Origin of the sequence: Citrobacter sp. CK194 (genome assembly GCF_030333395.1) — a bacterium.
Classification (GTDB): domain Bacteria; phylum Pseudomonadota; class Gammaproteobacteria; order Enterobacterales; family Enterobacteriaceae; genus Citrobacter_B; species Citrobacter_B koseri.
In genome coordinates, this window is record NZ_JAOWGA010000018.1 from 326,263 (window position 1) to 352,057 (window position 25,795).

A 25,795-nucleotide genomic window follows, 5' to 3' on the forward strand; every position below is an offset into this window, starting at 1 on the left:
GCCTGATGGCGCTTCGCTTATCAGGCCTACAAACGCATTGTAGGCCTGATAAGGCATTTATGCCGCCATCCGGCAAGGTTCAGTTACACCTGTAGTTCCAGACCGGCCAGGCGTTTCCAGTAACCGTTGCAGTCGCTGCGCGCGGCCAGCGGCAACGGCGCGCTGCCGTTTTCATTGGCGCGGAAGGCGTCGAGCATGGCGAATGTCTCCGTACCCAGCGGGGAAAGGCGCACAATGTCGACCAGCCCCTGCATGGAGGTCAGCTCGTTGCCGAGGTTATAAACATAGCCGCTCATGGTCTGAATACCGTTAAGCACGAACACCTGCTGATTCTCCTGCGACAACACGTTGCGCCCGTTCGGGTACTTGATGCAGCAGGTTTCACACTCGTCTTTCGGGCGGTCTTCTGAACGCGCGGTAAAACAGCGGGCGGAGTACGCCAGCGGCAGATGACCGTAGCTCAGCACTTCCACTTCAAACTGATTGCGGATGCCGAGCTCATCGCACTGGCTCAGCAGATTCACCAGCCAGTCGCGGGAAAGCTCGACCGGCATGCACCAGCGCACCATGCCCTGTTTAAGCAACAGACGCAGCGTTACCGCGTTATAGCAGTTAAGCGCATGACCGGCGACAAACGGCAATTTGCGCTCGGCGCACATATTCACGACGCCGAGATCGCTGGCCTCCAGCAGGAAGTCGCCGTTTTCCACATAGCGTTTTAGTTCGCCTAATTCAGAGGAGGCCTGTACCAGCGCCAGCGTGGAGAGCACGACCTGCTTGCCGCTTCCGGCAAGGGATTTCGCCATATCAAGCCAGTCGCCCACTTTGGTGGCGCGGCGTTTGCTGCATACCGCTTCGCCAAGGTAAATCACGTCGGCGCTGCTGGTGGCGGCCTGCTGATAAAATGCTTCCAGCGTCTCTTTCGGCCAATAGTAAAGCACCGGCCCTAAGGAATATTTCATTGCTTCTCTCACTGCCATTTACGGTGATACGCGCCAAGCGTGGTCTGAGTGCCTTCGGACATGGAGCCAAGCGTCTCCATCCAGGCGCTTTGCGGGACGAAGTTTTGCGGGTCGGCCATACAGCGGTCGATCGCCTGACGCCACACTTTCGCCACCTGGCTGACATACGCCGGGCTGCGCTGACGCCCTTCAATTTTCACCGAGGCGATATTCGCCGCCAGCAGGTCAGGCAGCAGTTCCAGCGTGTTGAGGCTGGTAGGTTCTTCCAGCGCGTGGTAGCGCTCGCCATCAACCAGATAGCGACCTTTACACAGGGTTGGATAACCGGCGTTTTCACCGTCCTGATAGCGGTCGATGAGCACCTCGTTCAGGCGCGATTCCAGCCCCTGAGAGGTCTGTTGCCAGCGCACGAAGCGGGCCGGGGAGCAGGCGCCGACGGTATTGGGGGATTCACCCGTCAGATAAGAGGAGAGGTAGCAACGGCCCTCCGCCATAATGCACAGGCTGCCGAAGGCGAAGACCTCCAGCGGCACGGGCGTGACGCGGGCGAGCTGTTTCACCTGATGAATGGAAAGCACGCGCGGCAGGACGACGCGCGCAACGTCAAAGTTGCGATGGTAGAAGTTAATTGCTTCTTCATTCGTTGCCGATGCCTGAACAGAGACATGGCGCTCAATATGCGGATAGCGTTCTGCTGCATACTCAAGCATAGCAAGGTCGGCCAGGATCAGCGCATCCGCGCCCAGTTGCGCCGCCATATCCACGGCACGCTGCCAGCGAACATATCCATCCGGGTGTGCAAACGTGTTAATCGCGATGTGCAGTTTACGGCGATGTTGATGGACGTAATTCACCGCTTCCTGCAATTTTTTCTCAGTAAAATTAAGACCGGCGAAGTGACGGGCGTTAGTATCATCTTTTAGCCCGATATAAACGGCATCAGCACCGTTCTCAATGGCCGCCTTAAGCGCCGGGAGATTTCCGGCAGGGCAGAGCAGCTCCATAATTATTCCTGAATGTTGCGCCGTCCAGGCCGCAAAATTGTTAACGAAGAGAGATTTTAGTTAACCTTGCTGCGACAATTTTTGATTTAAGGCAGTTAAAGGCGTATTGGTTACACCTATAACTGGGTAACAATTTCGTATCGAATTGTTGATTTACGCCGCTATGTCGTTTATCTGATATGGCAAAATAACGGGATTATTGAAACAGGGAGTAAAGCTCGTGTTGGATAAACTGCGTTCACGCTTAGTACATTTTGGCCCGTCTCTGATGAGTGTTCCGGTTAAACTGACGCCCTTTGCGCTGAAGCGCCAGGTTCTGGAACAGGTTCTGAGCTGGCAATTTCGTCAGGCGCTGGCAGATGGGGAGCTTGAGTTCCTCGAAGGCCGTTGGTTAAGTATTACGGTGCGTGATATTAACCTCAGATGGTACACCTCTGTTGAGAACGGCAAACTGATTGTCAGTCAGAACGCTGAGGCCGACGTGAGCTTTAGCGCCGATGCCAGCGACTTGTTGATGATTGCGGCGCGTAAGCAGGACCCTGATACGCTCTTCTTCCAGCGTCGTCTGGTCATTGAAGGCGATACAGAGTTAGGGCTGTATGTGAAAAACCTGATGGACGCCATCGAACTGGAGCAGATGCCGAAAGCGTTACGCATTATGCTGCTGCAACTGGCGGATTTTGTTGAGGCGGGTATGAAAACCTCGCCAGAAACCAAACAGACCTCGGTAGGTGAACCATGCTGATTCGAGTTGAAATTCCCATTGACGCGCCCGGTATCGACGCTTTGCTGCGCCGCACGTTCGAAAGCGATGCGGAAGCGAAGCTGGTGCATGACCTGCGCGAAGATGGCTTCCTGACGCTGGGTCTGGTCGCCACTGACGACGAAGGTCAGGTGGTTGGCTATGTGGCGTTTAGTCCGGTCGATGTACAGGGTGAAGACCTGCAATGGGTGGGAATGGCGCCGTTGGCGGTAGATGAAAACTACCGTGGACAAGGGCTTGCGCGCCAACTGGTCTACGAAGGACTGGATTCACTCAACGAGTTTGGCTATGCGGCGGTCGTCACGCTGGGCGAGCCGGCATTGTACAGCCGTTTCGGTTTTGAACTGGCGGCGCATTACGATCTTCATTGCCGCTGGCCGGGCACCGAAAGCGCTTTCCAGGTACACCGCCTGGCGGAAGACGCGCTGGACGGCGTGACGGGCCTGGTGGAATACCACGACCATTTCAATCGCTTTTAAGCGTTGGGGTTTGCAGGCTGGCCAGTAACGCCTCAAACCCTTCACCTTCTGTCACGAGGCGCTCCTTCTGGCGCTTTGTGAGTCTCTTGATGCGATACTCCATGCGCAGGGCAAGCGAGCGTTCGCCGACCTGCGCCGAAAACGCCAGGGTGAGTTCCCCTTTTCCGCGCAACGCTTTTGCGCCTTTACCACTTTGATGCTGCTTATAGCGGCGCGCCACATCGGTCGTAATCCCGGTGTAGAGGGCATTGTCTGCGGTGCGGATCAGATACAGATACCAGGGTGTCATCATGACCATTAGCGTGTTAATTTTCAGATGCCCAGTATAAGAGAGAATAACGATGGAAACACTCACCGCGATAAGCCGCTGGCTGGCAAAGCAGCATGTGGTCACCTGGTGCGTTCAGCATGAGGGCGAACTCTGGTGCGCAAACGCGTTTTATCTGTTTGATGCGCAAAAGGTCGCGTTTTATGTACTCACGGAAGAGAAAACGCGCCATGCGCAGATGTCCGGCCCGCGCGCGCCCGTTGCCGGAACGGTCAACGGTCAGCCGAAAACGGTGGCGCGGATTCGCGGAATACAGTTTAAAGGGGAGATCCGCAAGCTTGAGGGAGAGGAAAGCGATGCGGCGCGTCAGGCCTATCTCCGCCGCTTTCCTGTCGCCAGAATGTTGCCAGCGCCAGTATGGGAAATCCGCCTGGATGAAATCAAATTCACTGACAACACGTTGGGATTTGGCAAAAAAATGCACTGGCTACGCAGCCCGATCCGTAGCCTATAGTTAGATGAATGGTTGAGGTTATGGAGTGCGCGATGACTCAGGTGTTAATTACAGGGGCGACGGGGCTGGTGGGAGGACACCTCCTGCGGATGTTGCTTAATGAACCCCGGATTCATTCGATAGCCGCGCCCACACGCCGCCCTCTGGCGGATATGGTCGGCGTTTATAATCCTCACGATCCTCAACTGACCGATGCGCTGGCGCAGGTGACCGATCCGGTGGACATTGTTTTTTGCTGTCTGGGAACGACTCGCCGTGAGGCCGGAAGCAAAGAGGCGTTTATTCATGCGGATTATACGCTGGTGGTGGATACCGCGCTGACGGGGCGGCGGCTGGGCGCCCGACATATGCTGGTCGTGAGCGCAATGGGCGCAAATGCGCGATCGCCGTTTTTCTATAACCGGGTCAAAGGTGAAATGGAAGAGGCGTTAATCGCCCAGCAATGGCCGCGCCTGACGATTGCGCGTCCCTCCATGTTGCTTGGCGACAGAGCTAAACACCGGATGAATGAAACGCTGTTTGCGCCGCTGTTCCGGCTGCTGCCGGGAAACTGGAAATCCATCGACGCCAGAGATGTGGCGCGTGCGATGCTGGAGGAGGCTCTGGCGCCGGAGCAAGAAGGCGTTACCATCCTGACCTCATCCCGGTTGCGGGAAAGGGCGTTATAGCATCTGTTCACTGCCGGATGGTGGCTAACGCCTTATCTGGCCTGGGATTTCGTGGCGTTCTCCAGGCCGGATAAGCGCGAGCGCCACCGGGCATTTTGTCCCCATCCAATAAAAAACGACGTTTCCAAACATTTCCCAAAGGCGTAGTATTCACGGGCTTAATTATCTCAATAACTTCCTGGGGAATGCTATGGCTGGTCAGTCTTCATCTCAGGCGGTGACGCCATTTCAATGGTGGAAACCCGCACTCTTCTTTCTCGTCGTTATCGTTGGCCTCTGGTATGTGAAATGGCAGCCTTATTACGGCAAAGCCTTCACGGCTGCGGAAACGCACAGTATCGGTAAATCTATTCTGGCGCAGGCGGATGCGAACCCGTGGCGAGCGGCCTGGGACTACGCGATGATCTATTTTATCGCGGTCTGGAAGGCGGCGGTGCTGGGGGTGATCCTCGGTTCGCTGATTCAGGTGTTGATCCCGCGCGACTGGCTGCTGCGTACGCTGGGGCAGCCGCGTTTTCGCGGCACGCTGTTTGGCACCCTGTTCTCGTTGCCAGGCATGATGTGTACCTGCTGCGCCGCGCCGGTAGCGGCGGGAATGCGTCGCCAGCAGGTTTCTATGGGCGGCGCGCTGGCGTTCTGGATGGGTAATCCGTTACTGAATCCGGCAACGCTGGTGTTTATGGGCTTTGTGCTCGGCTGGCATTTTGCGGCTATTCGTCTGGTTGCCGGGCTGGCGATGGTGCTGGTGGTGGCGACGCTGGTGCAGAAATGGGTGAAAGAGTCGCCGCAGGTAGACATTCCTCAGGAGATCACCGTATCTGAACCGCAGGGCGGATTCTTTGCTCGCTGGGGAAAAGCATTGTGGGCGCTGTTCTGGAGTACGATCCCGGTTTATATCCTGGCGGTACTGGTATTAGGCGCGGCGCGCGTCTGGCTGTTCCCGCATGCCGATGGCGCAGTTGATAATACGCTGATGTGGGTTATTGCGATGGCCGTCGCGGGATGCCTGTTTGTGATCCCTACCGCCGCAGAGATTCCGATTGTACAAACGATGATGCTGGCAGGAATGGGAACCGCGCCTGCTCTGGCGCTGCTGATGACCTTGCCGGCGGTGAGTCTGCCGTCGCTGATTATGCTGCGTAAAGCCTTCCCGGCAAAAGCGTTGTGGCTTACAGGCGTACTGGTGGCGATTTCAGGGGTGATAGTGGGAAGTATTGCGCTGGTGTGAAGTGGCAATGCCGGGGGCGCTTCGCTTGCCCGGCCTACGTAAGTGCTTCTCTGTAGGCCGGATAAGGCGAAGCCGCCATCCGGCTCAATGCCCGGTGGCGCTGGCGCTTACCGGGCCTACAAATGGTACTTCCCGTAGGCCGGATAAGGCGCAGCCGCCATCCGGCTAAAACGGCGGGTTATTTGATAAACGTAAAGGCGGTGGTGACGCGTTTCACACCGCTGACCCGGCTGGCGATGTCCGCAGCGGCTTTTGATTCACGCTCGGTGACCAGACCCAACAGGAAAACTTCGCCATTTTCGGTCGTCACTTTTACGTTGGACGATTTCACCTGATCGCTGGTCAACAGCTGCGAACGCACTTTGGTGGTGATCCAGGTATCGTTCGAAGCTGTACCAAGACCAATCGGCTGGCCCTGACGGATTTCGTTATACACTTCCGTCGCCCCATCGACACCCATCGCAATCTGTTTTGCCCGCGAGGAGAGTTCGCTATTCGGCGACTGACCCACCAGTAATACCTTGCCCTGATACGCCGTTACGTTGATGCGCGCTTCTTTCTTGATTTGTTCGTCTTTCGACAGCGCGCTGTTTACGCGCAGCTCCAGGGTTCCGTCATCCACCTGGGTGCCAACGCTACGTGGATCGGTTGCGGCTTTCGTACCCACAGCGGCGGTTCCAACCACCGCGGCAGCGACGCAACCTTGCAACAGCAACGCAGAAATAAGGACTGCGAGTGGCGAAAATGCCTTCATATGTACTCCTTAATCATCCTGGTGAGGGAAAAGCGTGTTGTCGATCAAATCGCACAAGCAGTTTACCGTCAGCATATGCATTTCCTGAATGCGCGCGCTGTGGTGCGAGGGAATACGGATTTCAACATCCTGCGGCCCTAATAACCCGGCCAGCTCGCCCCCGTCATAGCCTGTCAACGCCACAATGGTCATATCCCGAGTGACGGCGGCCTCAACGGCCTTAACGATATCGCGACTGTTGCCACGCGTAGAAATCGCCAATAAAACATCACCGGCATGGCCCAGCGCACGGACCTGTTTTGCATAGATTTCATCATGCAGGCGATCGTTGGCAATCGCTGTTAAGACCACATTATCGGTATTAAGTGCAATAGCGGGTAAACTGGGACGTTCTGTTTCAAAACGGTTGATCATGCTGGCAGCAAAATGCTGTGCGTTGGCGGCGGAAGTACCATTACCACAACAGAGAATTTTGTTGCCGTTGAGCAGGGAGTGAACCAGCGTCATGGCGGCACGGGAAATTGCATCCGGGAGAGCTTCTGCCGCAGCAATTTGCGTTTGAATGCTTTCTGTAAAGCAGACTTTAATTCTATCGAGCACGCTAATCCTTAAATCTTCAATTATGAGCGGTCGTTAAAGGCATCCTTAAACCACTCAACATCATTTCCGGTGAAGGCTAACACATCGAACCGGCAATCCACAGTATCAAAACTCCCATTGTGGCGAGCAAGCCACAAGCGGGCGGTCTGTAATAATTTGTGTTGTTTGCTCCAGGTCACACTGGCGGCCGCGCCGCCAAACTGTGCCGAGCGGCGATAACGAACCTCAACAAAGACCGTGGTTTTTCCGTCACGCATTATCAGATCGATTTCGCCGCCGCGCTCACGCACGTTGGCGGCAACAAAACGCAGTCCCTTGCTCTCCAGCCAGCGGCGTGCGGCAGCTTCCCACACGTCGCCGGTCTGTTTACTCGTTAACTGGCGGGGACGATTTGCCCTTGCTGGTATTTGAGCCATGATAACTTCCTGTTAATCACGCAATCCTGTGTGGCGGTTAACGCCCCGGTATTACCGTTAATTTCAAAACCCGGCACCTGGCGCATCTGCGAGAAGTGGTTCGCCAGCGACCACGCGTCTACGCCCATCGCGTACATACGGGCAAGGGAGTAGTCGTTGCGTACGGCGCCGAGCGCCTGCTGCATTAACGGCATGTTGCTACCGGCCAGCATAGGGATCTCGCTGTACTGCAAGCCTTCCATTTCCAGACGGAAGTCGGGGCCGGAAGTGCCCTGCGCGCTGCGCGAGCTGGCGTACAGCGTTGCGCCGCTTTGGCTGCCGTTACGCATGGCGATCATGGGTTTAATAAACCCGATCTCTTCCGGCGTCGCCAGAATGTAGACCGCGTCAACGCGACCGCCGCCGCCAGTGATCTGCGCGTCTGTCAGCGGTGCTGGAATCGTCAGGCCGCCAATGGTGACGCCCGGCTGTGAGGGCTGGCTGGCGGCGACAGGGCTGCCCGTCAGGGCAATGCCGGAGCCGCCGTTGACGCCCATTCTCAGCTCAGCGGTAGAACCGAATTTCTGCTGCAACACCGTGCCGCCGCCCAGCTTCTGCCACTCCTGAGCGAAAGCGTTCGCCACGCGATCGCCCAGCCCGCTGCGTGGAATCAGCAACAGCGGATTTTGTTTGCCCTGGTCGTGAATATGATGCGCCGCGTCGCGGGCTTCATCTTCAGGTGAGAGGGCAAAGTAGCAAATATTGGCGTGGTTCTGCACCTTCTCAGGCTGATTAAGCGCCAGGACATTCAGCGGCGTATTGCTTTTGATCAGCTCTTCAACGTTATTTTTCAGCAGCGGCCCGACAACAATGCTGGCGCCATCCTGCTGAACCTGCGTGAGGATCTGATCCAGCGGTTGAGAGGTGGTGTCGTAGATTTTCAGTTCAGCGGAAGGGTTGGCCGGCGCGCTCGCCGTAGCGGTCTGCGCCGGGGCGCTTACCGGTTGTTCGGCAGGCTGCGTTTGTTCGTCGCCGGTTAAATCGTTCACCGCCGCCTGGGAAGGGCTGGCGACGCCGTCAGCGGCTTGCGGCTGGGCAGGTTCTGCTGGCGCTGTCGGTTCCGCGACAGGCGCAGCGGCAGGCTGCGCATCCACCGGTTGCGTCCCCAGATTTTTCGCCGCTTCAAAACCTTGCTGAATGGTGCGGCCAAAAATGGCGGCCTGGCCGTTCAGCGGCAGCAGCAGGGCGATTTTGCTGGTGGAAGCCGGTTTAAAGCTTTGCACATTGACCAGTTGCGTGGGCAGCAGTTTAGCCCCTGGATTTTGCGGGTAGCGTTTTTGCCAGTCGGCAATCCCAGCTTTCATCATGTCCGGGTCGTTACGGTTATCGAACCAGACACGCTGTAAATCCAGCCAGCCTTGCAGGACGTTTTCATCGGCGTTAATGACCAGCGCCTGAGCCTGTTCCTGGGTCATAGAGGAGAGCGCTTGCCAGGTGGCATCCATGTTCTTCTGCTTGTCTTTTGCAGACAGCAGCGGCTCCTGGGCGATTAACGCGCGCAGCAGTGAAAGAGAAGGGCGGCCCTGGCTGGCATCAATTTTCGCCTGCCAGTAACGCGCCTGTTGGTTCTGATCCAAATCAGCCGGAGTGAGTTTTTCCAGCAGCGCCTGTGCGCCGGCGATATCTTTCTGCGCCAGTTTGATCTCAACCGCCAGCAGCGACTGTTCGCGACGCTGCGCATCGTTCAGGTTTTGCGGCAACTGGTTGAATAATTCGATGGCATGCTGGCTTTTGCCTTCTTTCAGCAGTGCACGAATGGCGAGTAATTGCCAGTTGGTCTTGCTATCATCTGAACTTTGCTGCATTTGTTGCAGATAAAAGCCGGAATCAGCTTGTGCCGTGCCCTGCATATGGGCAGCACTTTGATCCGGCGCCTGGGTGCCACAGCCCGCGAAAATCAATGCTGCCAGAATGACAGGCAGCGCGCGCGCGGCTTTCAAACGAGAAAATGTTGAGGGTACCATACTGTATCCAGTGATATTTTTTACGCAATGCTCAATATTAAATCGGCAATACGGACGACACAATGAAACAAAACGAATCGGCGGATAATTCTCAGGGCCAACTCTATATTGTACCTACTCCTATCGGGAATTTGGCTGATATTACCCAACGAGCGCTAGAAGTTTTGCAAGCCGTTGATTTAATTGCCGCTGAAGACACTCGTCATACTGGACTATTGTTACAACACTTCGCGATTAACGCCCGTTTGTTCGCTTTACATGACCACAATGAGCAGCAAAAAGCCGAGACGCTGGTGGCGAAGCTAAAAGAGGGGCAGAACATTGCGCTGGTTTCTGATGCCGGAACGCCATTGATCAATGACCCGGGTTACCATCTGGTGCGCACCTGTCGTGAAGCCGGCATCCGTGTGGTTCCGTTGCCGGGGCCGTGCGCCGCGATTGCCGCGCTGAGCGCCGCCGGGTTGCCGTCCGATCGTTTTTGCTATGAAGGTTTTCTGCCCGCGAAATCGAAAGGCCGCCGTGATACGCTGAAAGCGATTGAAGCAGAACCACGGACGCTGATTTTTTATGAGTCCACACACCGTTTGCTGGACAGCCTGGAGGATATGGTCGCCGTGTGGGGAGAATCTCGCTACGTGGTGCTGGCGCGTGAGCTGACCAAAACCTGGGAGACCATTTACGGCGCGCCGGTCGGCGAACTGCTGGCATGGGTGAAAGAGGACGAAAACCGCCGCAAGGGGGAAATGGTACTGATTGTCGAGGGGCACAAAGCCCAGGACGATGCGCTTCCCGCCGACGCGCTGCGAACGCTGGCGTTGTTACAGGCGGAACTGCCGCTGAAAAAGGCCGCCGCTCTTGCCGCCGAAATCCACGGCGTGAAAAAGAACGCGCTGTATAAGTATGCGCTGGAGCAGCAGGGGGAGTAAGTGTGAAAGTCGGGCGGCCGCCATTTACTGCCCTGGCTGGCCGCATCAGAGGAAAAACAGTGTTACCCGGTGGGGATAACACTGTTTGTACAAGGATTAGTAATGCTTCAGCATCCTGTCGATGGCGTGTTCCAGCCAATAGCGCTGGGTGCCGAAGTTAATCCGTAAATAGTTTTCACCGTTTTGCACGTAGTGGCTGCCATCTTCGATCACCACTCCTGCCTGCTGAGCAAAGTGCTGTGTCAGTTGCGTTGCGCTGCGCTCATCCGCACTCACGTCAATCCATGCGAGATATGACGATTCCGGTGTCATCATTTTCCAGTCGGGAAAGTGGGTCTTAATGGCGTCAGCCAGATATACGGCGTTGCCGCGCAGATATCCATTCAGCGCATCCAGCCATGCAAGCCCCTGCTGATAGGCAAGAATGATTCCCCAGACACCGAAGATATTCGGCGAGGTGATGGAGTTCTTCTCAAGCTGCTGGCGAAAACGCTGCCTCAGCGTCTCATTCGGGATGATGGAATAAGAGGTTTTTAGCCCGCCTAAGTTGAAAGCTTTGTTGGGCGAGGTCAGGACAATAACGTTATCCAGTGCGGCGCACCCCGATGACAAGCAACTGACGAACTTACCATCAAGAATGTGCTCGGCATGGACTTCGTCAACGACCAGGATCACGCCATAGCGTTTGCATAAATCAGAGACCAGACGGATCTCATCCGCACGCCAGATCCTTCCTGAAGGGTTATGCGGCGAACAGAAGAACCATAGCTTTGGACGATGCGTTTTAAGCTGGTCTTCGATCAATTCAACATCAAGATGATAGCGGTTCTCCTCCACGCGAAGCGGGCTGGCGAGAACATGCACATTCTGCCGCTGCGCCGCCATCGCAAAAGGGTCATAGACCGGCGTATTCATCATCACGCTATCGCCCGGTTGGCAGAATACCTGAACCGTGTAGTGCAGTGTAGAAACGGTGCCGTAGGTCAGCGTGATCCAGTCACGCTGAACATTTACCTGATGGCGCTCATGCTGGAAGGTAATGACCGCGTCATAAAACGCATCGAAACAGTAGGTGTAGCCAAATGTTCCGTGCTGGACGATACGCTGGAAGCCGTCAATCACCGCAGGAGGTGAGGTGAAATCCATGTCCGCAATCCATAGCGGAATAAAGTCTTTTGGTACGGCACCAAACCGCGAGCAGACAAACGGATGATCCCACTTGCGGCATTTATCACTTTGACGCTCGATGATACTGTCGAAATCGAACATTCCAGACTCCTGTTAGATTAAGGCTTCAATGCCTGTTTTCACGCTTTGCACCTGTGGCCCAATAATGACCTGAACGCTATGCGCATCCAGTACAACGACGGAGAGCGCCCCGGCGTTTTTTAATGTTTGTTGATCCACTTTGGACATATCTTTCACCACCAGGCGTAAACGGGTAATACAGTTATCTAGAGAATCGATATTTTCTTTCCCACCCAGCGCATTCAAAATAACACCGTGATCATATTTTGATTTGCCGCGTGCTTTGGTATTTGCTGCAACAGCCTGGGCTGCATCATCTGAAGAGTCCTCACGGCCAGGTGTTTTAATATCATGCTTAAGAATGTACCAGCGGAAAACAAAGAAGTAGATCCCAAACCAAACGATACCAACCGGGAATAATAAATACCATTTCGTTGATGTTCCTTGCATCACACCGAAAATTAACAAATCCAGAATGCCGCCGTCCGTATTACCAATGGTGACACCAAGAATTGCCATGACCATCAAAGCCAACCCAGACATTACAATATGGAAGACATACAGCGCTGGGGCAATAAAGAGAAATAAAAATTCAATAGGCTCGGAGATACCAGTGATAACCGAAACTAAAACACCGGAAAGTAACAGTCCTTTAATCACCGGGCGGTTTTCGGGTTTGGCCGTTCTGTAGATAGCATATGCTACGGCAGGCAAACCAAAAATAAATGTCGGCATAAAGCCCTGAGATAAGAAGGCCGTTACATGTGGGCTGAAGGGAAGGCCAGCTTTCAGCTCGGCATAAAAAATATTGAGCGCCCCGGCGACTTCATGGCTGTTAACGAACTCCGTTCCGCCAGCCGGGGTGAAACGCACCATAGCCAGGATATGATGAAGGCCGAAAGGCTTGAGCAGCAGCACGCCTACACCGTATAAGAATGGGCCAAATACGCTGGTGCTCTGAATGATATGCCCGATACCGGCAATACCCATCGCGACGTAGGTCCAGAGTAATGGAATCGCTAACCCCACCAGAGACATTGTCAGCGAGGTGATAATAGGGACGAAACGAATGCCGCTAAAGAAAGCGAAAGCGTCATGCAAGACGGTATCCTGGAAACGCTCGTGCAGGAAATAGGTGATAACGCCAGCGATGATGCCGCCCAGCACGCCCATCTCTAATGTCTGAATGCCTAATACGATGGATTGCCCGACCTGTTTCATTGTCGCGGCATCCGCAATCTGGTGTGTCGCGGTCAGGTAATAATTGATACTCATATTCATCAGCATATAGCCGACAAAACCTGAAAAAGCGCCAACGGCTTTATTCCGTTTAGCCATTCCCATTGGAATAGCAATAGCAAACATGACAGGTAAATAAGTAAAAGCAAATCCACCTACCATTGCAATAAAACCAAAAGTTAATTGGGTAAGTTCTCCTCCCAGGAATGGAAAGCTTTTTATTGTCGACGGACTAGTAATTGAACTGCCTACACCTAATAATAACCCCATAAATGCAAGCAGCGATACGGGGAACATAAATGTTTTACCTAGGCTTTGAAAAAATTCCCATAACCTCGATTTAAAGGACTTTTCCTGTGTCATGTAGAGTACTCCATGATTTTCATCAGTATAATATGAAGGTCATGAGGAATTAATCATGACCTTTTGAAATTGCGAAGTAAGTTGTTTTTATATGTTTATTGATTCAATTCGAAAACAAAGATTAACAATGCGAAGGTTGCAGTAACTTTTTGTAGGATCCGCAAACCGTTATTTTACTTCTGACCACTTCTTTCATCGCATCCATGCCCACGCGCATGTAATAACGCGGATCGTTACCCTGCGGGTTTTCCGCAAACCACTTCTTGACTGCATCGGCAAAGGCAATTTTCAGTTCGGTGGCGACGTTAACCTTGCATACGCCCAGTTCAATGGTGCGGCGGACGTATTCATCAGGTACATCGCTTGCGCCGTGCAGCACCAGTGGGATATCAACCACTTCGCGAATCTCAGCCAGACGCTGGAAATCGATTTTAGGACGTTTGGTGTAAAGGCCGTGTGCAGTACCGATTGCCACAGCGAGGCTGTCGACACCGGTGAGTTCGACAAAGCGTTTCGCTTCCTGCGGATCGGTCAGGAAGGCGCTTTCCGCATCGACGCTCATGTCGTCTTCCACGCCGCCCAGACGTCCCAGTTCAGCTTCCACGCTGCAATCGCGCGCGTGACAGAAATCCACCACCGATTTCACCAGCTTCACGTTTTCTTCAAACGGGAAGTGGCTACCGTCGATCATGGCGCTGCGTACGCCTGCATTGACCTTGCGGCGGATATCTTCCAACGACTCATGGTGATCGAGATGCAGCGCCAGCGGTATGTCATAGCTGTTGGAGTAAGCGCTGCATAGCGCGTAGATCTCTTCCAGCGCAATGTGCTTAAAGGTGCCAGGCGTACCGGCGAGGATCACGGGGGATTGCATTTCACTGCAAACTTCGAGAATCGCCTGGATCGTTTCGGCGTTATGGATGTTGAATGCAGGGACAGCGTAACCTTTCGTCTGGGCATCTTGCAGGAGGTACTTGGTGGAAATAATGCTCATGATGCGATCCTCTTAGGCATTCCAGGGATGGATAACAACACCTTGCACCACACGGTTAACCGTGCCGCTGGCGGATGGGGTGTCCGGGGTGTTTCCGACGCTGATGGATTGCATGAGTGCGAACACCTGCGCGTAGATCAGGAAGCAGAAAGCCAGTTCTGTATCAATAAAAGCGCGCGATGGCGGCAGCAGGATATGTGGGCCTGCGTCGATGACAGGATCGCTTTCAGCGGCGATTGCGACGACGCGCAGTGCCTGTTGATCGCGGCGCAGTTCCGCTAACAGATCGAGATCGTACTGACGGGTGTAGGGATGGCTGGAGATAAACACCACGACCAGCGTTTCGTTATCAACCAGCGATTTCGGGCCGTGACGGAAACCCGTCGGCGAGTCGTAAAATGCAGCCAGCTTACCGGCTGTCAGCTCCAGAACTTTGAGCGCAGATTCACGCGCAGCGCCCTGTAACCCGCCGCTACCGAGGTAAACGATCCGTTTCCAGGGCTCATTGCCAAAAACGCCTTTGCTGAAATCACCGAGCGAGGTGAGGATCGTCTGGCAGCGATCCGCAACATCGCGGAAGGTCTGGTTGTTGATCATATCGGGTGCGAACACCGCCAGACAGCTCGCCATCATGGTGGTGATGCTGCTGGTCATCGCAAAGCCGCGATCGTGCGTTTCAGCAGGCATCAACAATGCGAAGGCGTTATCGCTGTCGACGGCATTTTGATACAGATTTCCGGCTTCATTGCAGGTGATCGAAAGGTGATAGCACTCAGGCACAAACTGATTTGCCAGCTCAACGGCGGCAACGCTTTCCGGGCTGTTGCCGGAGCGGGCGAAGGAGACCAGCAGTAACGGATGTGCGGGCGTCAGGTAATCCATTGGATTTGTGACGAGGTCAGTGGTGGGTACGGCCGTGATGTTTTTCCCGGTGTGGCGTGAAAGCCAGGGGGCGATGATATCGCCGATAAACGCGGAAGTGCCTGCGCCGGTCAGTATGATCCGCAGATCGTTTTTGCACAGCAATGGCGTCAGGAAACGATCAATGGCCGATCGAATACTGCTGATGTTATTGAGTGAGCGGATCCAACTGGCCGGTTGTTGACGGATCTCTTCTTCCGTCCAGGTGCCGGTAACGGAGGTGCGAGTTTCTGGCATAACATAGTCCTTAGTCTTGTGAACTCCACTCAGCCGTTGGTATTGTGCCTTTGACTTTCGTTTCGTTTCACTTGTTCTGCTGTTCAGTTAAATAAAATCTATAGAAAAGAAATCGAAAGTTCAATAATGCAAAGTGAAATAAAACGAAAAATGTGATCGATGAAACGAAGGATGTGGTTATCTCATTGATATATAACGTGTTGGCTTTAACTTACGTTATCTAAGGATTTCCTTAGCGAAAGAAAAAGAAAGGCCTCATGACGTTACGTCTAAGGCCAATATGACAGAGAATGAAAGGTCTACAAGGCGAAGGGCTGCCCCTGAATCCAGACACGCTGGAGATGCAGGCCATTGTCCAGCGCGATGAGGCTGGCGCATTTGCCTGGCTCGATCGATCCCAACTGGCGATCGATGCCAAGCAGGCGTGCAGGATGCAGTGAGGCCATATGGATAGCTTCTTCTGGCGTCGCGCCAGCGTGTTTGACCATATTTCGCACGGCGGTATCAATCGAGAGCGTACTGCCCGCCAGCCCACCGGACGCGGTGCGTACAATGCCGCCACGCATTTCGACGTCGTAGCCGCAAATATCATATTGCCCGTCAGGCATACCTGCTGCGCGCATCGCATCGGTGATTAATACAACCCGCGTTTTCGCGTAGCCACAGCACAGACGCAGTGCCGCAGGATGGACATGATGCCCGTCGGCGATAAGCTCCAGCCACGCACGCGTATCGGTTAACCCGGCGCCCACCATTCCAGGTTCCCGATGGTGTAATCCGCTCATACCGTTAAAACAATGCACCAGCCCGTCTGCACCGGCATCAAATGCGGCGCAGGTCTGTTCGTACGTTGCCGCGCTATGGCCTAACATGACGCGTACGCCGCGTTGTTTGAGATGTTGAATCGCTTGCAGTGCGCCAGGTTTTTCCGGCGCCAGCGCGACGATGCGCAAGGTGTTCTGTGAGACGGCTATCAGGTCGTCCAGCTCGGCAAGATCCAATTCACGAAACAGTTCAGGCGGATGAGCCCCTTTGTTCTGCGGCGTGAACCAGGGGCCTTCCAGATAACTACCCAGCACCTGCGCGCCGGGGCCGCCGGACTGACAGCGTCGGGCAATACGTTCCAGCGCATTGCGGATAGCATCCAACGGTGCAGTGACCGTCGTGGGAAGCCAACCTCCCACGCCTTCGCGCGCTTTATGCAACGCCAGTTTATCGAGCGTCTCCGGCGCGTCGTCCATGACATCCAGACCTGCGCCACCGTGAACATGCGTATCAATATATGCCGGGCACAGTAGCTCTGCATCACGCACTGTGATTCCTGGGGGAACGGGCTCTATTGCCGCAATAACGCCTTTCTCGATACGGAGTTGGTGATCATCAAGCCAGCCCTGCTCGGTCAACACGCGTCGGGCGCGCAGCAACTGGCTCATATCCCTTCCTCTATGGCGTTTTCTTCGCGACAGCGCCCCAGCTCATCCACCAGACTGGTCAGGCCGCGATGCCCGCACTCCAGCGCCTGCTGGCGAAAGGCTTCGCTGGTTAATCCTTCGCGTTCCAGCACCATCTCCAGAAGGAGCTGTAAATTCGTGCCGGTGATCACTTCCCGTCCCGGTTTCTGTAACGCCAGTGTTGATGCCACCCGAAAAGGCGTACCGCCCAACAGGTCAGTCAGAAACACGATATCCTCCCGGTCGTCCAGTTCATCAACGGCCTGCTCAAGCTGTGAGGTGAGCAGCGCGGTCGTTGATGCTTCCGGGAAGTCGATGGCGATAAATTGCGACTGCTCGCCAAGGATCTGCTTCATCGCTTTTTCCATCCCGCTGGCAAATCCGCCGTGCCCCGTCAAAATAATGCCTAACATCTCAAACCTCTTTGTCTTTACAGGAAGTGACAGAATTTACCGACTACACCCAGAACGACGGTGATACCAATAAGGCGTAACGGGCTCCAGCCGCGGCGTACCAGCCAGAACATGGTCAGGGTATAGACCAGCGGTAAAAACGCGGGCATGAGCTTATCGATAACATCGGCCTGTAATTTAACAACCGCATCACCGGCCTTGATTTCAAGCGTGGTGTTCAGACGAACATAGGTTGCCACCAGCGCGCCAATCACCGTCATCCCAACGATAGACGCCGCATGACCCACTTTCCGGGTGTTCGCTTTGATAAGCGGAATGGCCGCGACCCCCATCCGATAAGCATAGTGCGCCAGGCCAAAACGCAGGCCGAGGTGAACCACATTGAACAGAACAATAAAGACGACGGCGCCGAGGATAGAACCTTGCAGTGCGAGACTGGCCCCAATACCGCCGCAAATGGGCAGCAATGTCAGCCAGAACATCGCATCGCCAATTCCGCCGAGCGGGGCGCCAACGGCAATTTTGGTACTCTGAATGCTGTTCACATCCTGCTTGGAGCGCTCCATAGCGAGGATAATGCCGATCACAAACGTCACCAGAAATGGATGGGTGTTGAAGAAACCCATATGGCCCTTCATTGCACGCGCCAGATCGCGTTTGTTGGTATGGATCTTTTTCAGGGCGGGCAGTAAACCGTACAGCCAGCCAGATGCCTGCATACGCTCGTAGTTAAAGGAAGCCTGCAACAACATGGAACGCCAGGCCACGCGGTTGATATCCTTTTTCGTCAGTTCAGCGCCGATACTCTGGTCTTCATAGACGTTTTCGTTTACGCCGGACAGCAGCGTCTCGTCAGTGTCGGAGACGTTTGGTAGCGTGGTTTGATTAGATGCCATCTTCGAATTCCTCTTTCTGTGCCGCAGGTTGAGTCGGTTCAGGAGATTTACGCAGCAGGTCAATCAATGCCATTGCGAGAGCCGCAGCGGCGATGGCCAGCACCGGAAGTTTGAGCCAGGCTGCGGCAACGAAACCGATGATGAAATAGGGGATATAGACATTTTTCATCATGATTTTCAGCAGTACGGCGAAACCGATAGCAGGCATAATGCCGCCTGCGACGCCAAGCCCGTCAATCAGACGTTCCGGTAGCACATCAATGGCGGTTTTCGCATGTTCCGCCCCAAAGTAAATCGGCAGGAAGGCGCAGAGGAAGTAGAAGATGCCTAACGCCAGCAGCGCCAGATAGTTGACTCGTTCAATGCCGCGGGCGTCAGCGTTAGCCGCCATACGGTCGCAGCGGGACATTACGCCAGACATCACTGAGAACAGGAAGGTAATCCCCATTTGTACGGCGACGGCAAACGGTACGGCGACACCCACGGCGACATCGGGTTTCACGCCGGTCGTAATCGCAAACGTCGTTCCCACGATCGTGCCGATAATCACGTTTGGCGGCTGTGCGCCAGCTAAAGGCGCCAAGCCCATCCACACCAGTTCCAGCGTACCACCCGTCAAAATACCGGTATGCAGATCGCCCAGAATCAGGCCGACCAGCGGCCCAAGCACCACCGGACGGTGCATATGCGTTAACCCGTTGAACATATCCAGGCCTGCGATAAAGGCGAGAATACCCAACGCAAAAGCCTGCAACAGACTGATTTCCATTGTGAATCCCTCAGAGTAGTTTAAAGAGATCCAAAGCGGGTTCTGTCGGAACTCCCTGTACGAAGCATTCGACACCGGCGGTTTTCAGGCCATTAAATGCCGTAATATCGTTAGCATCGACAGAAACCGTTTTGGCAATTTGTTGTTTGCCATTGGCATAGTGCATATTGCCTACATTGATACGTGTTACGGGAACGCCGCCCTCCACCAGCTTGAGGAAATCCGCTGGCGACTTGCAGACCAGCAGAATTTTCTGTCGATCGGCAGCGCGATGGATATTGTCGATCACTTTTTGCAGCGGCCAGAAACGTACGGCGATCCCCTCCGCCAGCACCATCTCCATCAGGTTTTGCTGTACCGGGTCTTCAGCCACTTCGTCATTGGCGACCAGTACCAGATTTGCCCCCGCAAACCCAACCCACTGCACGCCGACCTGGCCGTGGATTAAACGTTCGTCAATTCGACTCAATACAATGTTTGGCATAGCGTTTCCTCTTCGTTGTTATGCGTTTTGGGATGTAACGCCCTGGCAGGCGGCGTGGTACTGCTGTAGTACGTCCTGAATGTGGCTGATAATGAGCTCTCGCGGCGTTGCGTTGAGATCCCCTTCGCGCACTCTGGCGTACTGTAGCGGCAAATACTGGCTGATGAGCGGCAGTGGAATAGGGTCATCCGCCAGGTTGCGAACCAGCCGTGCAAACGCCTCATCAATCTGCTGATCCGGCCAGTAATAGCGAACGCGATCGGAATAACTATAACCACGCGCCAGGCGGCGTGCGTTGCCGTCGCCGTGGTAGTGACTCTGCCAGTATTCCGGGCGATCGAGCATCACGCTTTCCAGCACATGGCGCAGACCAGAGCTGGTTTTGGCGGGTAACAGCTCTTCTTCAATTGCGGCCAGCGAGAATAACGCTTCGCGCAGGGCAAAGGTGAGGGCCGGGCCGACTTTCAGAATCGCAAAGTGATCTTTCACCAACTGGCGCAGCGACTGTGGCGTCTGGTAATCCGTGGAGTGCGCTTCAAACACCAGCGTGTCATACGCTTCTACCATTGCACTCAACGCGATGGCTTTTTGCGTTTGGTAATCAATGATATGCGTATGGTCGAACTCAACGCCCGGTTGTACAACCAGCCCGATGATGCGAGGCCAAATGGCGCTTAGTCCCTGTTTCTCAAATGCATGACGATGCGCTTCCAGCGTGGCTCGCGCCGCGTCAGGTGTTGTTACTTCCAGTTCAGTCAATGTCTCATGCGCGCCGCCGGGAACCGGAACTTCAGTACCGATCACGTAAACCAGATCGGATTCGCCAAAATGCTCACGGCAGGTTTCTTCTGCGATCTTCGCCAGTCGCGCGGCGCGCTCAGCAACGATCTCATCGGTTAACGGTATCGGATCGTTGGCGCAGGACATGCTGCAATCGAGATGGATCTTTTTAAACCCGGCTGCCACGTAGCTCTTTATTAAATCATCCGCATTTGCCATCGCCTGGGCGGCAGGCAGATTTTGCCAACGGTTGGGGCCGAGGTGATCGCCGCCCAGAATCAACTGTGATTGTGGAAAATTAAGTGAGTCGGCCAGCTGGTAAACAAAGCCGCGAAAATCGGCGGGCGTCATGCCGGTATAACCCCCGAACTGGTCAACCTGGTTAGATGTGGCTTCAATCAGCAGTGGGGTATGGTTTGCATGGGCATAACGTATAGCGGCTTCCAGCACCAGTGGATGCGCAGAACAAACGGCATAAATCCCATTTGTGTTCCCTCGTTTATGCTGCTCCACCATTTCTGTTAGATGTTTCACTTTCCTCTCCAGGTTGAATGCTTAAGACAAGTGTCTTTCATTTTGTTTCATCTGATACTGGTGCAAGACGCTATAAAAATAAAACGAAAGATATCGGTTTTCGGATCTGTTTCACAAAAGAAACATAATGAAAGGTTTCAGCGATGCGTCGTCTTATGGCTTGCAGGTATGGGGGCTTGCATTCCAGTAAAAGAAAGGCGTTAATAGAAAAATCGAAATGAAACGAAAGATTTGATTAAAGGATTTTTTATGAGCAGTACTGATTCTTCTGCGGATAAGCGCATTACCGCTACCAGTGAAAGGCGGGAGCAAATTATCCAGCGGTTGCGACAGCAGGGAAGCGTACAGGTTAACGATCTTTCCGTCTTATTCGGCGTCTCCACCGTGACCATCCGTAACGATCTGGCTTTTCTCGAAAAACAGGGGATTGCCGTGCGTGCGTATGGCGGCGCGTTAATTTGCGACAGCAATACTCCGGGTATTGAGCCTTCGGTGGAAGATAAAAGTTCACTCAATACCGCTGTAAAGCGCAGTATCGCCCAGGCGGCGGTTTCGCTGATTAAACCCGGACACCGGGTGATCCTTGACTCAGGCACCACGACATATGAAATCGCGCGCATGATGCGCCAGCATACGGATATCATCGCCATGACCAATGGCATGAATGTCGCCAATGCATTGCTGGAAGCTGAGGGAGTGGAACTGCTGATGACTGGTGGGCATCTGCGCCGCCAGTCGCAGTCATTTTATGGTGACCAGGCAGAGCAGTCGCTACAGAATTACCATTTCGATATGTTGTTTCTGGGGGTCGATGCCATTGATTTAGAGCGTGGCGTCAGCACGCACAATGAAGATGAAGCCAGACTTAACCGCCGGATGTGTGAAGTGGCCGAGCGCATCATTGTCGTCACGGACTCCACGAAGTTTAACCGCTCCAGTCTGCATAAGATCATTGATACGCAGCGTATTCATACCATCATTGTGGATGAAGGTATTCCTGTCGACAGTCTGGAAGGTTTACGCAAGAGTGGTATTGAAGTGATTCTGGTGAACGCGTAATTCAGTTATCTGTAAAAGGCCGGATGGCGATGCGATCCCCATCCGGCCTTTTTTCGTCATCAGGTCACTGGCGCGGGGTTAAACACGGCCAGCTGGTTATGCAGCCCCCATTGGTCTGAGAAGGTTTTCTTACGACCGCTCGCGACGTCCAGAATAAAGTGGAACAGCTTCCAGCCCACGTCCTCAATGCTCTCTTCCCCTGTGGCAATGGTGCCCGCGTTGATGTCCATCAAATCAAACCAGCGATTCGCCAGCTCTGTGCGGGTCGCCATTTTGATTACCGGAACCGCCATCAGGCCATATGGCGTTCCGCGACCGGTTGTGAACACCTGCACGGTGATCCCGGAAGCGACCTGCTGCGTGCCGCAGACAAAATCACTGGCGGGCGTGGCGGCGTAAATTAAACCGCGTTTTGTCGGTCGCTGACCGGGGGACAGCACTTCCACAATTGCGCTCTGCCCGGATTTTGCGATAGAGCCCAACGCTTTTTCCACCACGTTCGCGAGACCACCTTTTTTGTTGCCCGGCGACGGGTTGGCGCTGCGGTCGGTTTTCCCCATATCAAGATAATTATCGTACCAGGCCATCTCTTCCAGCAGGCGTTTGCCGACCTCTTCGTTAATCGCGCGTGGCGTGAGAAGGTGGATCGCATCACGGACTTCGGTGACTTCCGAGAACATCACCGTCGCGCCGCAACGCACTAACAGATCCGAGGCGTAACCCACCGCCGGGTTGGCCGTCACACCGGAAAACGCATCGCTGCCGCCGCACTGCATTCCGACCACCAGTTCGGAAGCCGGGCAGGTTTCACGCTGGCGCTGGTTGAGCTTCGCCAGGTGGCGTTCGGCCACCTGCAAAATATCCTCGACCATTGACTTAAAGCCGACGTGCTGCTCATCCTGCAAACGCACAATACTGGCGCTGTCCACCGGAATCCCTTTCACATCTTCCGTGCCTTCCAGCAGACGTTCCGGCTGAAGTTTTTCACAGCCAAGGCCGATGACCATAACTTCGCCGCCGAAGTTCGGGTTCAACGAGATGTTATGAATGGTGCGGATAGGCACCACGGCCGCTGGCGCGTTGATCGCCACGCCGCAGCCGTACAAGTGGTTCAGACCGACAACGCCGTCTACATTCGGGTATCCGGGCAGCAGGTCACGCTCAATGATCTTCACGACATAATCCACGACGCCCGCCACGCAGTGTACGCTGGTGGTGATGCCGAGCAGATTTTTGGTGCCGACGCTGCCATCCGCGTTGCGGTAGCCTTCAAACGTGTAGCCTTCCAGCGGCGGCAGCGGTTCCGGCACTTTCGTCGCCAGCGGCAGGGTGTGTAACGGCGGCGCTTTCGGTAGCTCAACCAGCGACTCATCTATCCAGCTGCCGCGTGCGATGTCGCGAACGGCATAGCCGATCACCTCGCCATAACGCACGATTTCGCCGTGGGCAGGAATCGCCTCCAGCGCCACTTTATGCCCCTGAGGAATATGTTCAACCAACGCCAGACCGTCCGGGAAACGCGTTCCGGCTTGCAGACCATTGTCATTAACAATAATTGCCACGTTATCGGTGTCATGCACTTTAATATAAAACGCGGTTGGCGATTCTTGTCTAATTTCGATATCGGCCATTGTCCAGTATTCTCCAGCCAGGTGGTGATAATAAATGTGTTAAAGAGAACAACTGCTTTTTATTGTCGGAATTAAAAATACGTTGCTGCTAAATAAAGAATGCCAGGAGTTTTTGTTTAAAAATGTGATCGCGATCGGCCATTATTCCCGATGGTACGGGCGCTGGGCGAGTAATGTACAAATCTGTGCATCACCGCCCATGACGTTGTGCAAATGCTCAAAATATTATTCATTGTGAATATTAAAATTGAGCAATACAACAATGTTTAGCGGCGTAAGTATGATTATACTGATTCACGACTTTCATTATCCGCTATCGATAAAATATCAGCGTAATTCCTTAGATGAGCAAATCGAAATATCTCCCGGAATTGCGGAAATAAATAATGATTCATCCAGGGTATAAATGATGAGTAACGATATCTTCCCGAACAAATTTAAAGCTGCGCTGGCAGCGCAACGCATTCAAATCGGCTGTTGGTCCGCGCTGGCAAACCCCATCAGTACGGAAGTGTTAGGGCTGGCAGGTTTTGACTGGCTGGTGCTGGATGGCGAACATGCGCCGAACGATATCTCAACTTTTATTCCACAACTGATGGCGTTGAAAGGCAGCGCCAGCGCGCCGGTAGTACGGGTGCCGACGAACGAGCCGGTCATCATTAAACGTCTGCTGGATATCGGTTTCTATAACTTCCTGATCCCGTTTGTCGAGACGGAAGAAGAAGCCGTTCGCGCCGTGGCCTCGACGCGTTATCCGCCGGAAGGCATCCGTGGGGTCTCCGTTTCCCATCGCGCCAATATGTTTGGCACCGTGCCGGATTACTTTGCCCAGTCAAATAAGAACATCACCATTCTGGTGCAGATCGAAAGCCAGCAGGGGGTGGATAACGTTGATGCTATCGCGGCCACTGAAGGCGTTGACGGTATTTTTGTCGGCCCAAGCGATCTGGCTGCGGCGTTAGGTCATCTTGGTAACGCCTCTCACCCGGAAGTACAGAAAACCATTCAGCATATCTTTGCCCGCGCCAAAGCCCACGGTAAACCGTGCGGCATTCTGGCGCCGGTCGAAGCCGACGCGCGCCGTTATCTGGAATGGGGCGCGACGTTCGTTGCCGTAGGGAGCGATTTGGGCGTGTTCCGCTCCGCCACGCAAAAGCTGGCTGACGCCTTTAAGAAATAACCACCACTGAAACAAAAGAGAGAAGATTATGACGATGAAAGTAGGTTTCATTGGCCTGGGCATCATGGGTAAACCAATGAGCAAAAACCTCCTCAAAGCCGGTTACTCGCTGGTGGTTTCTGACCGTAACCCTGACGCGATTGCCGAAGTTATTGCCGCAGGCGCAGAAACCGCAACCACGGCAAAAGCCGTTGCCGAACAGTGCGATGTGATTATCACCATGCTGCCGAACTCGCCGCATGTGAAAGAAGTGGCGCTGGGCGAAGGCGGCATTATTGAAGGCGCGAAGCCAGGCACCGTTTTGATCGATATGAGCTCTATCGCTCCGCTGGCAAGCCGTGAAATCAGCGACGCGCTGAAAGCAAAAGGTATCGATATGCTGGATGCGCCGGTAAGCGGCGGCGAGCCGAAAGCGATCGACGGCACGCTGTCGGTGATGGTTGGCGGCGATAAAGCGATTTTCGATAAATATTACGATCTGCTAAAAGCAATGGCCGGTTCCGTGGTGCATACCGGTGATATCGGCGCGGGCAACGTGACCAAACTGGCTAACCAGGTGATTGTCGCGCTGAACATCGCAGCCATGTCTGAAGCGCTGACGCTGGCGACCAAAGCGGGGGTGAACCCGGATCTGGTGTATCAGGCGATTCGCGGCGGTCTGGCGGGTAGCACCGTGCTGGATGCGAAAGCGCCGATGGTGATGGAACGGAACTTCAAACCGGGCTTTCGCATCGATCTGCATATTAAAGATCTGGCGAATGCGCTGGACACCTCTCATGGCGTAGGCGCGCAACTGCCGCTGACCGCCGCCGTGATGGAAATGATGCAGGCGCTACGTGCCGATGGTCTGGGCACGGCCGACCATAGCGCCCTGGCCTGCTACTACGAAAAACTGGCGAAAGTGGAAATCGCTCGCTAATGACGTCATGCCCGGTCGCGCGCGGCGGTCCGGGCCTATGACCCTGGCCGGATAAGTGAAATGCCATCCGGCGTTGTGCAGTAACAGGCTAC

The 25,795-nt window shown here is 54.3% G+C and carries 27 protein-coding genes; 9 read left to right on the top strand and 18 right to left on the bottom strand.

The features are described from left to right. Positions 1–83: 83 nt before the first annotated feature. Positions 84–962, bottom strand: coding sequence for a U32 family peptidase (locus tag OGX80_RS13270; RefSeq protein WP_115181069.1), 879 nt, complete (start codon positions 960–962; stop codon positions 84–86). Positions 963–970: 8 nt separating this feature from the next. Next, positions 971–1,966, bottom strand: coding sequence for a ubiquinone anaerobic biosynthesis protein UbiU (gene ubiU, locus OGX80_RS13275; protein WP_047461020.1), 996 nt, complete (start codon positions 1,964–1,966; stop codon positions 971–973). A gap of 220 nt (positions 1,967–2,186) precedes the next feature. Here ubiU and ubiT point away from each other — a divergent pair, with 220 nt between their 5' ends. Both ubiT and OGX80_RS13285 read left to right on the top strand, forming a co-directional pair. Continuing rightward, the gene (gene ubiT / locus OGX80_RS13280) at positions 2,187–2,711 is read left to right on the top strand and encodes a ubiquinone anaerobic biosynthesis accessory factor UbiT (RefSeq protein WP_024130981.1); all 525 of its coding nucleotides are present in this window, start codon (positions 2,187–2,189) and stop codon (positions 2,709–2,711) included. Further along, positions 2,705–3,208, top strand: a complete 504-nt coding sequence (locus OGX80_RS13285; RefSeq protein WP_012135286.1) for a GNAT family N-acetyltransferase — start codon at positions 2,705–2,707, stop codon at positions 3,206–3,208. The genes ubiT and OGX80_RS13285 overlap by 7 nt, the downstream gene beginning before the upstream one ends. On the opposite strand, the gene OGX80_RS13290 is transcribed toward OGX80_RS13285, so the two are convergent. Beyond that, positions 3,195–3,497 (bottom strand): GIY-YIG nuclease family protein, encoded by a 303-nt coding sequence (locus OGX80_RS13290; RefSeq protein WP_024130980.1) that lies wholly within the window; start codon positions 3,495–3,497, stop codon positions 3,195–3,197. The genes OGX80_RS13285 and OGX80_RS13290 overlap by 14 nt on opposite strands. A 52-nt stretch (positions 3,498–3,549) precedes the next feature. On the opposite strand from OGX80_RS13290, the gene OGX80_RS13295 reads away from it, so the two are divergent. The 3 genes from OGX80_RS13295 to OGX80_RS13305 all read left to right on the top strand — a co-directional run bounded on the left by OGX80_RS13295 (position 3,550) and on the right by OGX80_RS13305 (position 5,886). Then, positions 3,550–3,990 carry a YhbP family protein gene (locus OGX80_RS13295; RefSeq protein WP_012135284.1) on the top strand — a complete coding sequence of 147 codons (441 nt, stop codon included), beginning with the start codon at positions 3,550–3,552 and terminating at the stop codon, positions 3,988–3,990. Between the two features lie 32 nt (positions 3,991–4,022). Next, positions 4,023–4,658 carry an NAD(P)H-binding protein gene (locus OGX80_RS13300; RefSeq protein WP_058668149.1) on the top strand — a complete coding sequence of 212 codons (636 nt, stop codon included), beginning with the start codon at positions 4,023–4,025 and terminating at the stop codon, positions 4,656–4,658. 190 nt (positions 4,659–4,848) lie between these two features. Beyond that, positions 4,849–5,886: a permease gene (locus tag OGX80_RS13305; RefSeq protein WP_115181070.1), complete on the top strand. Its 1,038-nt coding sequence runs from the start codon at positions 4,849–4,851 to the stop codon at positions 5,884–5,886. A 178-nt stretch (positions 5,887–6,064) separates the two neighbouring features. Here the strand turns inward: OGX80_RS13305 and dolP are convergent, their stop codons facing one another. The 4 genes from dolP to OGX80_RS13325 are packed head-to-tail and all read right to left on the bottom strand — an operon-like array spanning position 6,065 to position 9,659. Further along, positions 6,065–6,640: a division/outer membrane stress-associated lipid-binding lipoprotein gene (dolP, locus tag OGX80_RS13310; RefSeq protein ID WP_012135280.1), complete on the bottom strand. Its 576-nt coding sequence runs from the start codon at positions 6,638–6,640 to the stop codon at positions 6,065–6,067. Positions 6,641–6,649: 9 nt separating this feature from the next. Then, entirely contained in the window at positions 6,650–7,240 is a 591-nt protein-coding gene (gene diaA, locus OGX80_RS13315) for a DnaA initiator-associating protein DiaA (RefSeq protein ID WP_012135279.1), read from the bottom strand. A 20-nt stretch (positions 7,241–7,260) separates the two neighbouring features. After that, positions 7,261–7,656 (bottom strand): YraN family protein, encoded by a 396-nt coding sequence (locus tag OGX80_RS13320; RefSeq protein WP_047461029.1) that lies wholly within the window; start codon positions 7,654–7,656, stop codon positions 7,261–7,263. Then, complete coding sequence (locus tag OGX80_RS13325) at positions 7,614–9,659, bottom strand: penicillin-binding protein activator (protein WP_115181071.1); 2,046 nt, start codon at positions 9,657–9,659, stop codon at positions 7,614–7,616. Before OGX80_RS13325 ends, OGX80_RS13320 begins: the two co-directional genes overlap by 43 nt. A 62-nt stretch (positions 9,660–9,721) precedes the next feature. Here OGX80_RS13325 and rsmI point away from each other — a divergent pair, with 62 nt between their 5' ends. Next, positions 9,722–10,585: a 16S rRNA (cytidine(1402)-2'-O)-methyltransferase gene (rsmI, locus tag OGX80_RS13330; RefSeq protein ID WP_115181072.1), complete on the top strand. Its 864-nt coding sequence runs from the start codon at positions 9,722–9,724 to the stop codon at positions 10,583–10,585. Between the two features lie 96 nt (positions 10,586–10,681). Here the strand turns inward: rsmI and OGX80_RS13335 are convergent, their stop codons facing one another. The 10 genes from OGX80_RS13335 to kbaZ all read right to left on the bottom strand — a co-directional run bounded on the left by OGX80_RS13335 (position 10,682) and on the right by kbaZ (position 20,914). Beyond that, on the bottom strand, positions 10,682–11,854 hold the full coding sequence (locus OGX80_RS13335; protein WP_115181073.1) for a MalY/PatB family protein: 1,173 nt from the start codon (positions 11,852–11,854) through the stop codon (positions 10,682–10,684). Between the two features lie 12 nt (positions 11,855–11,866). Continuing rightward, positions 11,867–13,435: a maltose/glucose-specific PTS transporter subunit IIBC gene (gene malX, locus OGX80_RS13340; RefSeq protein WP_115181074.1), complete on the bottom strand. Its 1,569-nt coding sequence runs from the start codon at positions 13,433–13,435 to the stop codon at positions 11,867–11,869. A 121-nt stretch (positions 13,436–13,556) separates the two neighbouring features. Further along, positions 13,557–14,429: a tagatose-bisphosphate aldolase subunit KbaY gene (gene kbaY, locus OGX80_RS13345; RefSeq protein ID WP_115181075.1), complete on the bottom strand. Its 873-nt coding sequence runs from the start codon at positions 14,427–14,429 to the stop codon at positions 13,557–13,559. Between the two features lie 12 nt (positions 14,430–14,441). Then, positions 14,442–15,587, bottom strand: coding sequence for an AgaS family sugar isomerase (locus OGX80_RS13350; protein WP_115181076.1), 1,146 nt, complete (start codon positions 15,585–15,587; stop codon positions 14,442–14,444). Between the two features lie 299 nt (positions 15,588–15,886). Next, a complete protein-coding gene (gene nagA, locus OGX80_RS13355) occupies positions 15,887–17,020 on the bottom strand; it encodes an N-acetylglucosamine-6-phosphate deacetylase (protein ID WP_115181077.1) in 1,134 nt (377 codons plus the stop codon). After that, positions 17,017–17,451 carry a PTS galactosamine/N-acetylgalactosamine transporter subunit IIA gene (gene agaF, locus OGX80_RS13360; protein ID WP_049008851.1) on the bottom strand — a complete coding sequence of 145 codons (435 nt, stop codon included), beginning with the start codon at positions 17,449–17,451 and terminating at the stop codon, positions 17,017–17,019. Before agaF ends, nagA begins: the two co-directional genes overlap by 4 nt. A gap of 17 nt (positions 17,452–17,468) precedes the next feature. Further along, the gene (gene agaE, locus OGX80_RS13365; protein ID WP_049008850.1) at positions 17,469–18,347 is read right to left on the bottom strand and encodes a PTS N-acetylgalactosamine transporter subunit IID; all 879 of its coding nucleotides are present in this window, start codon (positions 18,345–18,347) and stop codon (positions 17,469–17,471) included. Then, positions 18,337–19,116, bottom strand: a complete 780-nt coding sequence (gene agaW / locus OGX80_RS13370) for a PTS N-acetylgalactosamine transporter subunit IIC (RefSeq protein ID WP_115181078.1) — start codon at positions 19,114–19,116, stop codon at positions 18,337–18,339. Before agaW ends, agaE begins: the two co-directional genes overlap by 11 nt. A 10-nt stretch (positions 19,117–19,126) precedes the next feature. After that, on the bottom strand, positions 19,127–19,600 hold the full coding sequence (gene agaV / locus OGX80_RS13375) for a PTS N-acetylgalactosamine transporter subunit IIB (protein ID WP_012135267.1): 474 nt from the start codon (positions 19,598–19,600) through the stop codon (positions 19,127–19,129). A gap of 18 nt (positions 19,601–19,618) precedes the next feature. Continuing rightward, on the bottom strand, positions 19,619–20,914 hold the full coding sequence (gene kbaZ, locus OGX80_RS13380; protein WP_115181079.1) for a tagatose-bisphosphate aldolase subunit KbaZ: 1,296 nt from the start codon (positions 20,912–20,914) through the stop codon (positions 19,619–19,621). Positions 20,915–21,163: 249 nt separating this feature from the next. Here kbaZ and OGX80_RS13385 point away from each other — a divergent pair, with 249 nt between their 5' ends. Further along, positions 21,164–21,973, top strand: coding sequence for a DeoR family transcriptional regulator (locus OGX80_RS13385; protein ID WP_012135265.1), 810 nt, complete (start codon positions 21,164–21,166; stop codon positions 21,971–21,973). Positions 21,974–22,032: 59 nt separating this feature from the next. On the opposite strand, the gene garD is transcribed toward OGX80_RS13385, so the two are convergent. After that, a complete protein-coding gene (garD, locus tag OGX80_RS13390) occupies positions 22,033–23,604 on the bottom strand; it encodes a galactarate dehydratase (protein ID WP_012135264.1) in 1,572 nt (523 codons plus the stop codon). Between the two features lie 409 nt (positions 23,605–24,013). Here garD and garL point away from each other — a divergent pair, with 409 nt between their 5' ends. Both garL and garR read left to right on the top strand, forming a co-directional pair. After that, entirely contained in the window at positions 24,014–24,784 is a 771-nt protein-coding gene (gene garL / locus OGX80_RS13395) for a 2-dehydro-3-deoxyglucarate aldolase (protein WP_024130976.1), read from the top strand. A 28-nt stretch (positions 24,785–24,812) separates the two neighbouring features. Then, positions 24,813–25,703 (top strand): 2-hydroxy-3-oxopropionate reductase, encoded by an 891-nt coding sequence (garR, locus tag OGX80_RS13400; protein ID WP_012135258.1) that lies wholly within the window; start codon positions 24,813–24,815, stop codon positions 25,701–25,703. The last annotated feature ends 92 nt before the right edge of the window (positions 25,704–25,795 follow it).

Excerpts from the sequence above, each read along its gene's own strand:
- OGX80_RS13270 (WP_115181069.1), bottom strand. The coding sequence starts at position 962 with ATGAAATATTCCTTAGGGCCGGTGCTTTACTATTGGCCGAAAGAGACG.
- ubiU (WP_047461020.1), bottom strand. The coding sequence starts at position 1,966 with ATGGAGCTGCTCTGCCCTGCCGGAAATCTCCCGGCGCTTAAGGCGGCC.
- OGX80_RS13285 (WP_012135286.1), top strand. The coding sequence starts at position 2,705 with ATGCTGATTCGAGTTGAAATTCCCATTGACGCGCCCGGTATCGACGCT.
- OGX80_RS13290 (WP_024130980.1), bottom strand. The coding sequence starts at position 3,497 with ATGACACCCTGGTATCTGTATCTGATCCGCACCGCAGACAATGCCCTC.
- OGX80_RS13295 (WP_012135284.1), top strand. The coding sequence starts at position 3,550 with ATGGAAACACTCACCGCGATAAGCCGCTGGCTGGCAAAGCAGCATGTG.
- OGX80_RS13300 (WP_058668149.1), top strand. The coding sequence starts at position 4,023 with ATGACTCAGGTGTTAATTACAGGGGCGACGGGGCTGGTGGGAGGACAC.
- OGX80_RS13305 (WP_115181070.1), top strand. The coding sequence starts at position 4,849 with ATGGCTGGTCAGTCTTCATCTCAGGCGGTGACGCCATTTCAATGGTGG.
- dolP (WP_012135280.1), bottom strand. The coding sequence starts at position 6,640 with ATGAAGGCATTTTCGCCACTCGCAGTCCTTATTTCTGCGTTGCTGTTG.
- OGX80_RS13320 (WP_047461029.1), bottom strand. The coding sequence starts at position 7,656 with ATGGCTCAAATACCAGCAAGGGCAAATCGTCCCCGCCAGTTAACGAGT.
- OGX80_RS13325 (WP_115181071.1), bottom strand. The coding sequence starts at position 9,659 with ATGGTACCCTCAACATTTTCTCGTTTGAAAGCCGCGCGCGCGCTGCCT.
- rsmI (WP_115181072.1), top strand. The coding sequence starts at position 9,722 with ATGAAACAAAACGAATCGGCGGATAATTCTCAGGGCCAACTCTATATT.
- OGX80_RS13335 (WP_115181073.1), bottom strand. The coding sequence starts at position 11,854 with ATGTTCGATTTCGACAGTATCATCGAGCGTCAAAGTGATAAATGCCGC.
- malX (WP_115181074.1), bottom strand. The coding sequence starts at position 13,435 with ATGACACAGGAAAAGTCCTTTAAATCGAGGTTATGGGAATTTTTTCAA.
- kbaY (WP_115181075.1), bottom strand. The coding sequence starts at position 14,429 with ATGAGCATTATTTCCACCAAGTACCTCCTGCAAGATGCCCAGACGAAA.
- OGX80_RS13350 (WP_115181076.1), bottom strand. The coding sequence starts at position 15,587 with ATGCCAGAAACTCGCACCTCCGTTACCGGCACCTGGACGGAAGAAGAG.
- nagA (WP_115181077.1), bottom strand. The coding sequence starts at position 17,020 with ATGAGCCAGTTGCTGCGCGCCCGACGCGTGTTGACCGAGCAGGGCTGG.
- agaF (WP_049008851.1), bottom strand. The coding sequence starts at position 17,451 with ATGTTAGGCATTATTTTGACGGGGCACGGCGGATTTGCCAGCGGGATG.
- agaE (WP_049008850.1), bottom strand. The coding sequence starts at position 18,347 with ATGGCATCTAATCAAACCACGCTACCAAACGTCTCCGACACTGACGAG.
- agaW (WP_115181078.1), bottom strand. The coding sequence starts at position 19,116 with ATGGAAATCAGTCTGTTGCAGGCTTTTGCGTTGGGTATTCTCGCCTTT.
- agaV (WP_012135267.1), bottom strand. The coding sequence starts at position 19,600 with ATGCCAAACATTGTATTGAGTCGAATTGACGAACGTTTAATCCACGGC.
- OGX80_RS13385 (WP_012135265.1), top strand. The coding sequence starts at position 21,164 with ATGAGCAGTACTGATTCTTCTGCGGATAAGCGCATTACCGCTACCAGT.
- garD (WP_012135264.1), bottom strand. The coding sequence starts at position 23,604 with ATGGCCGATATCGAAATTAGACAAGAATCGCCAACCGCGTTTTATATT.
- garL (WP_024130976.1), top strand. The coding sequence starts at position 24,014 with ATGAGTAACGATATCTTCCCGAACAAATTTAAAGCTGCGCTGGCAGCG.
- garR (WP_012135258.1), top strand. The coding sequence starts at position 24,813 with ATGACGATGAAAGTAGGTTTCATTGGCCTGGGCATCATGGGTAAACCA.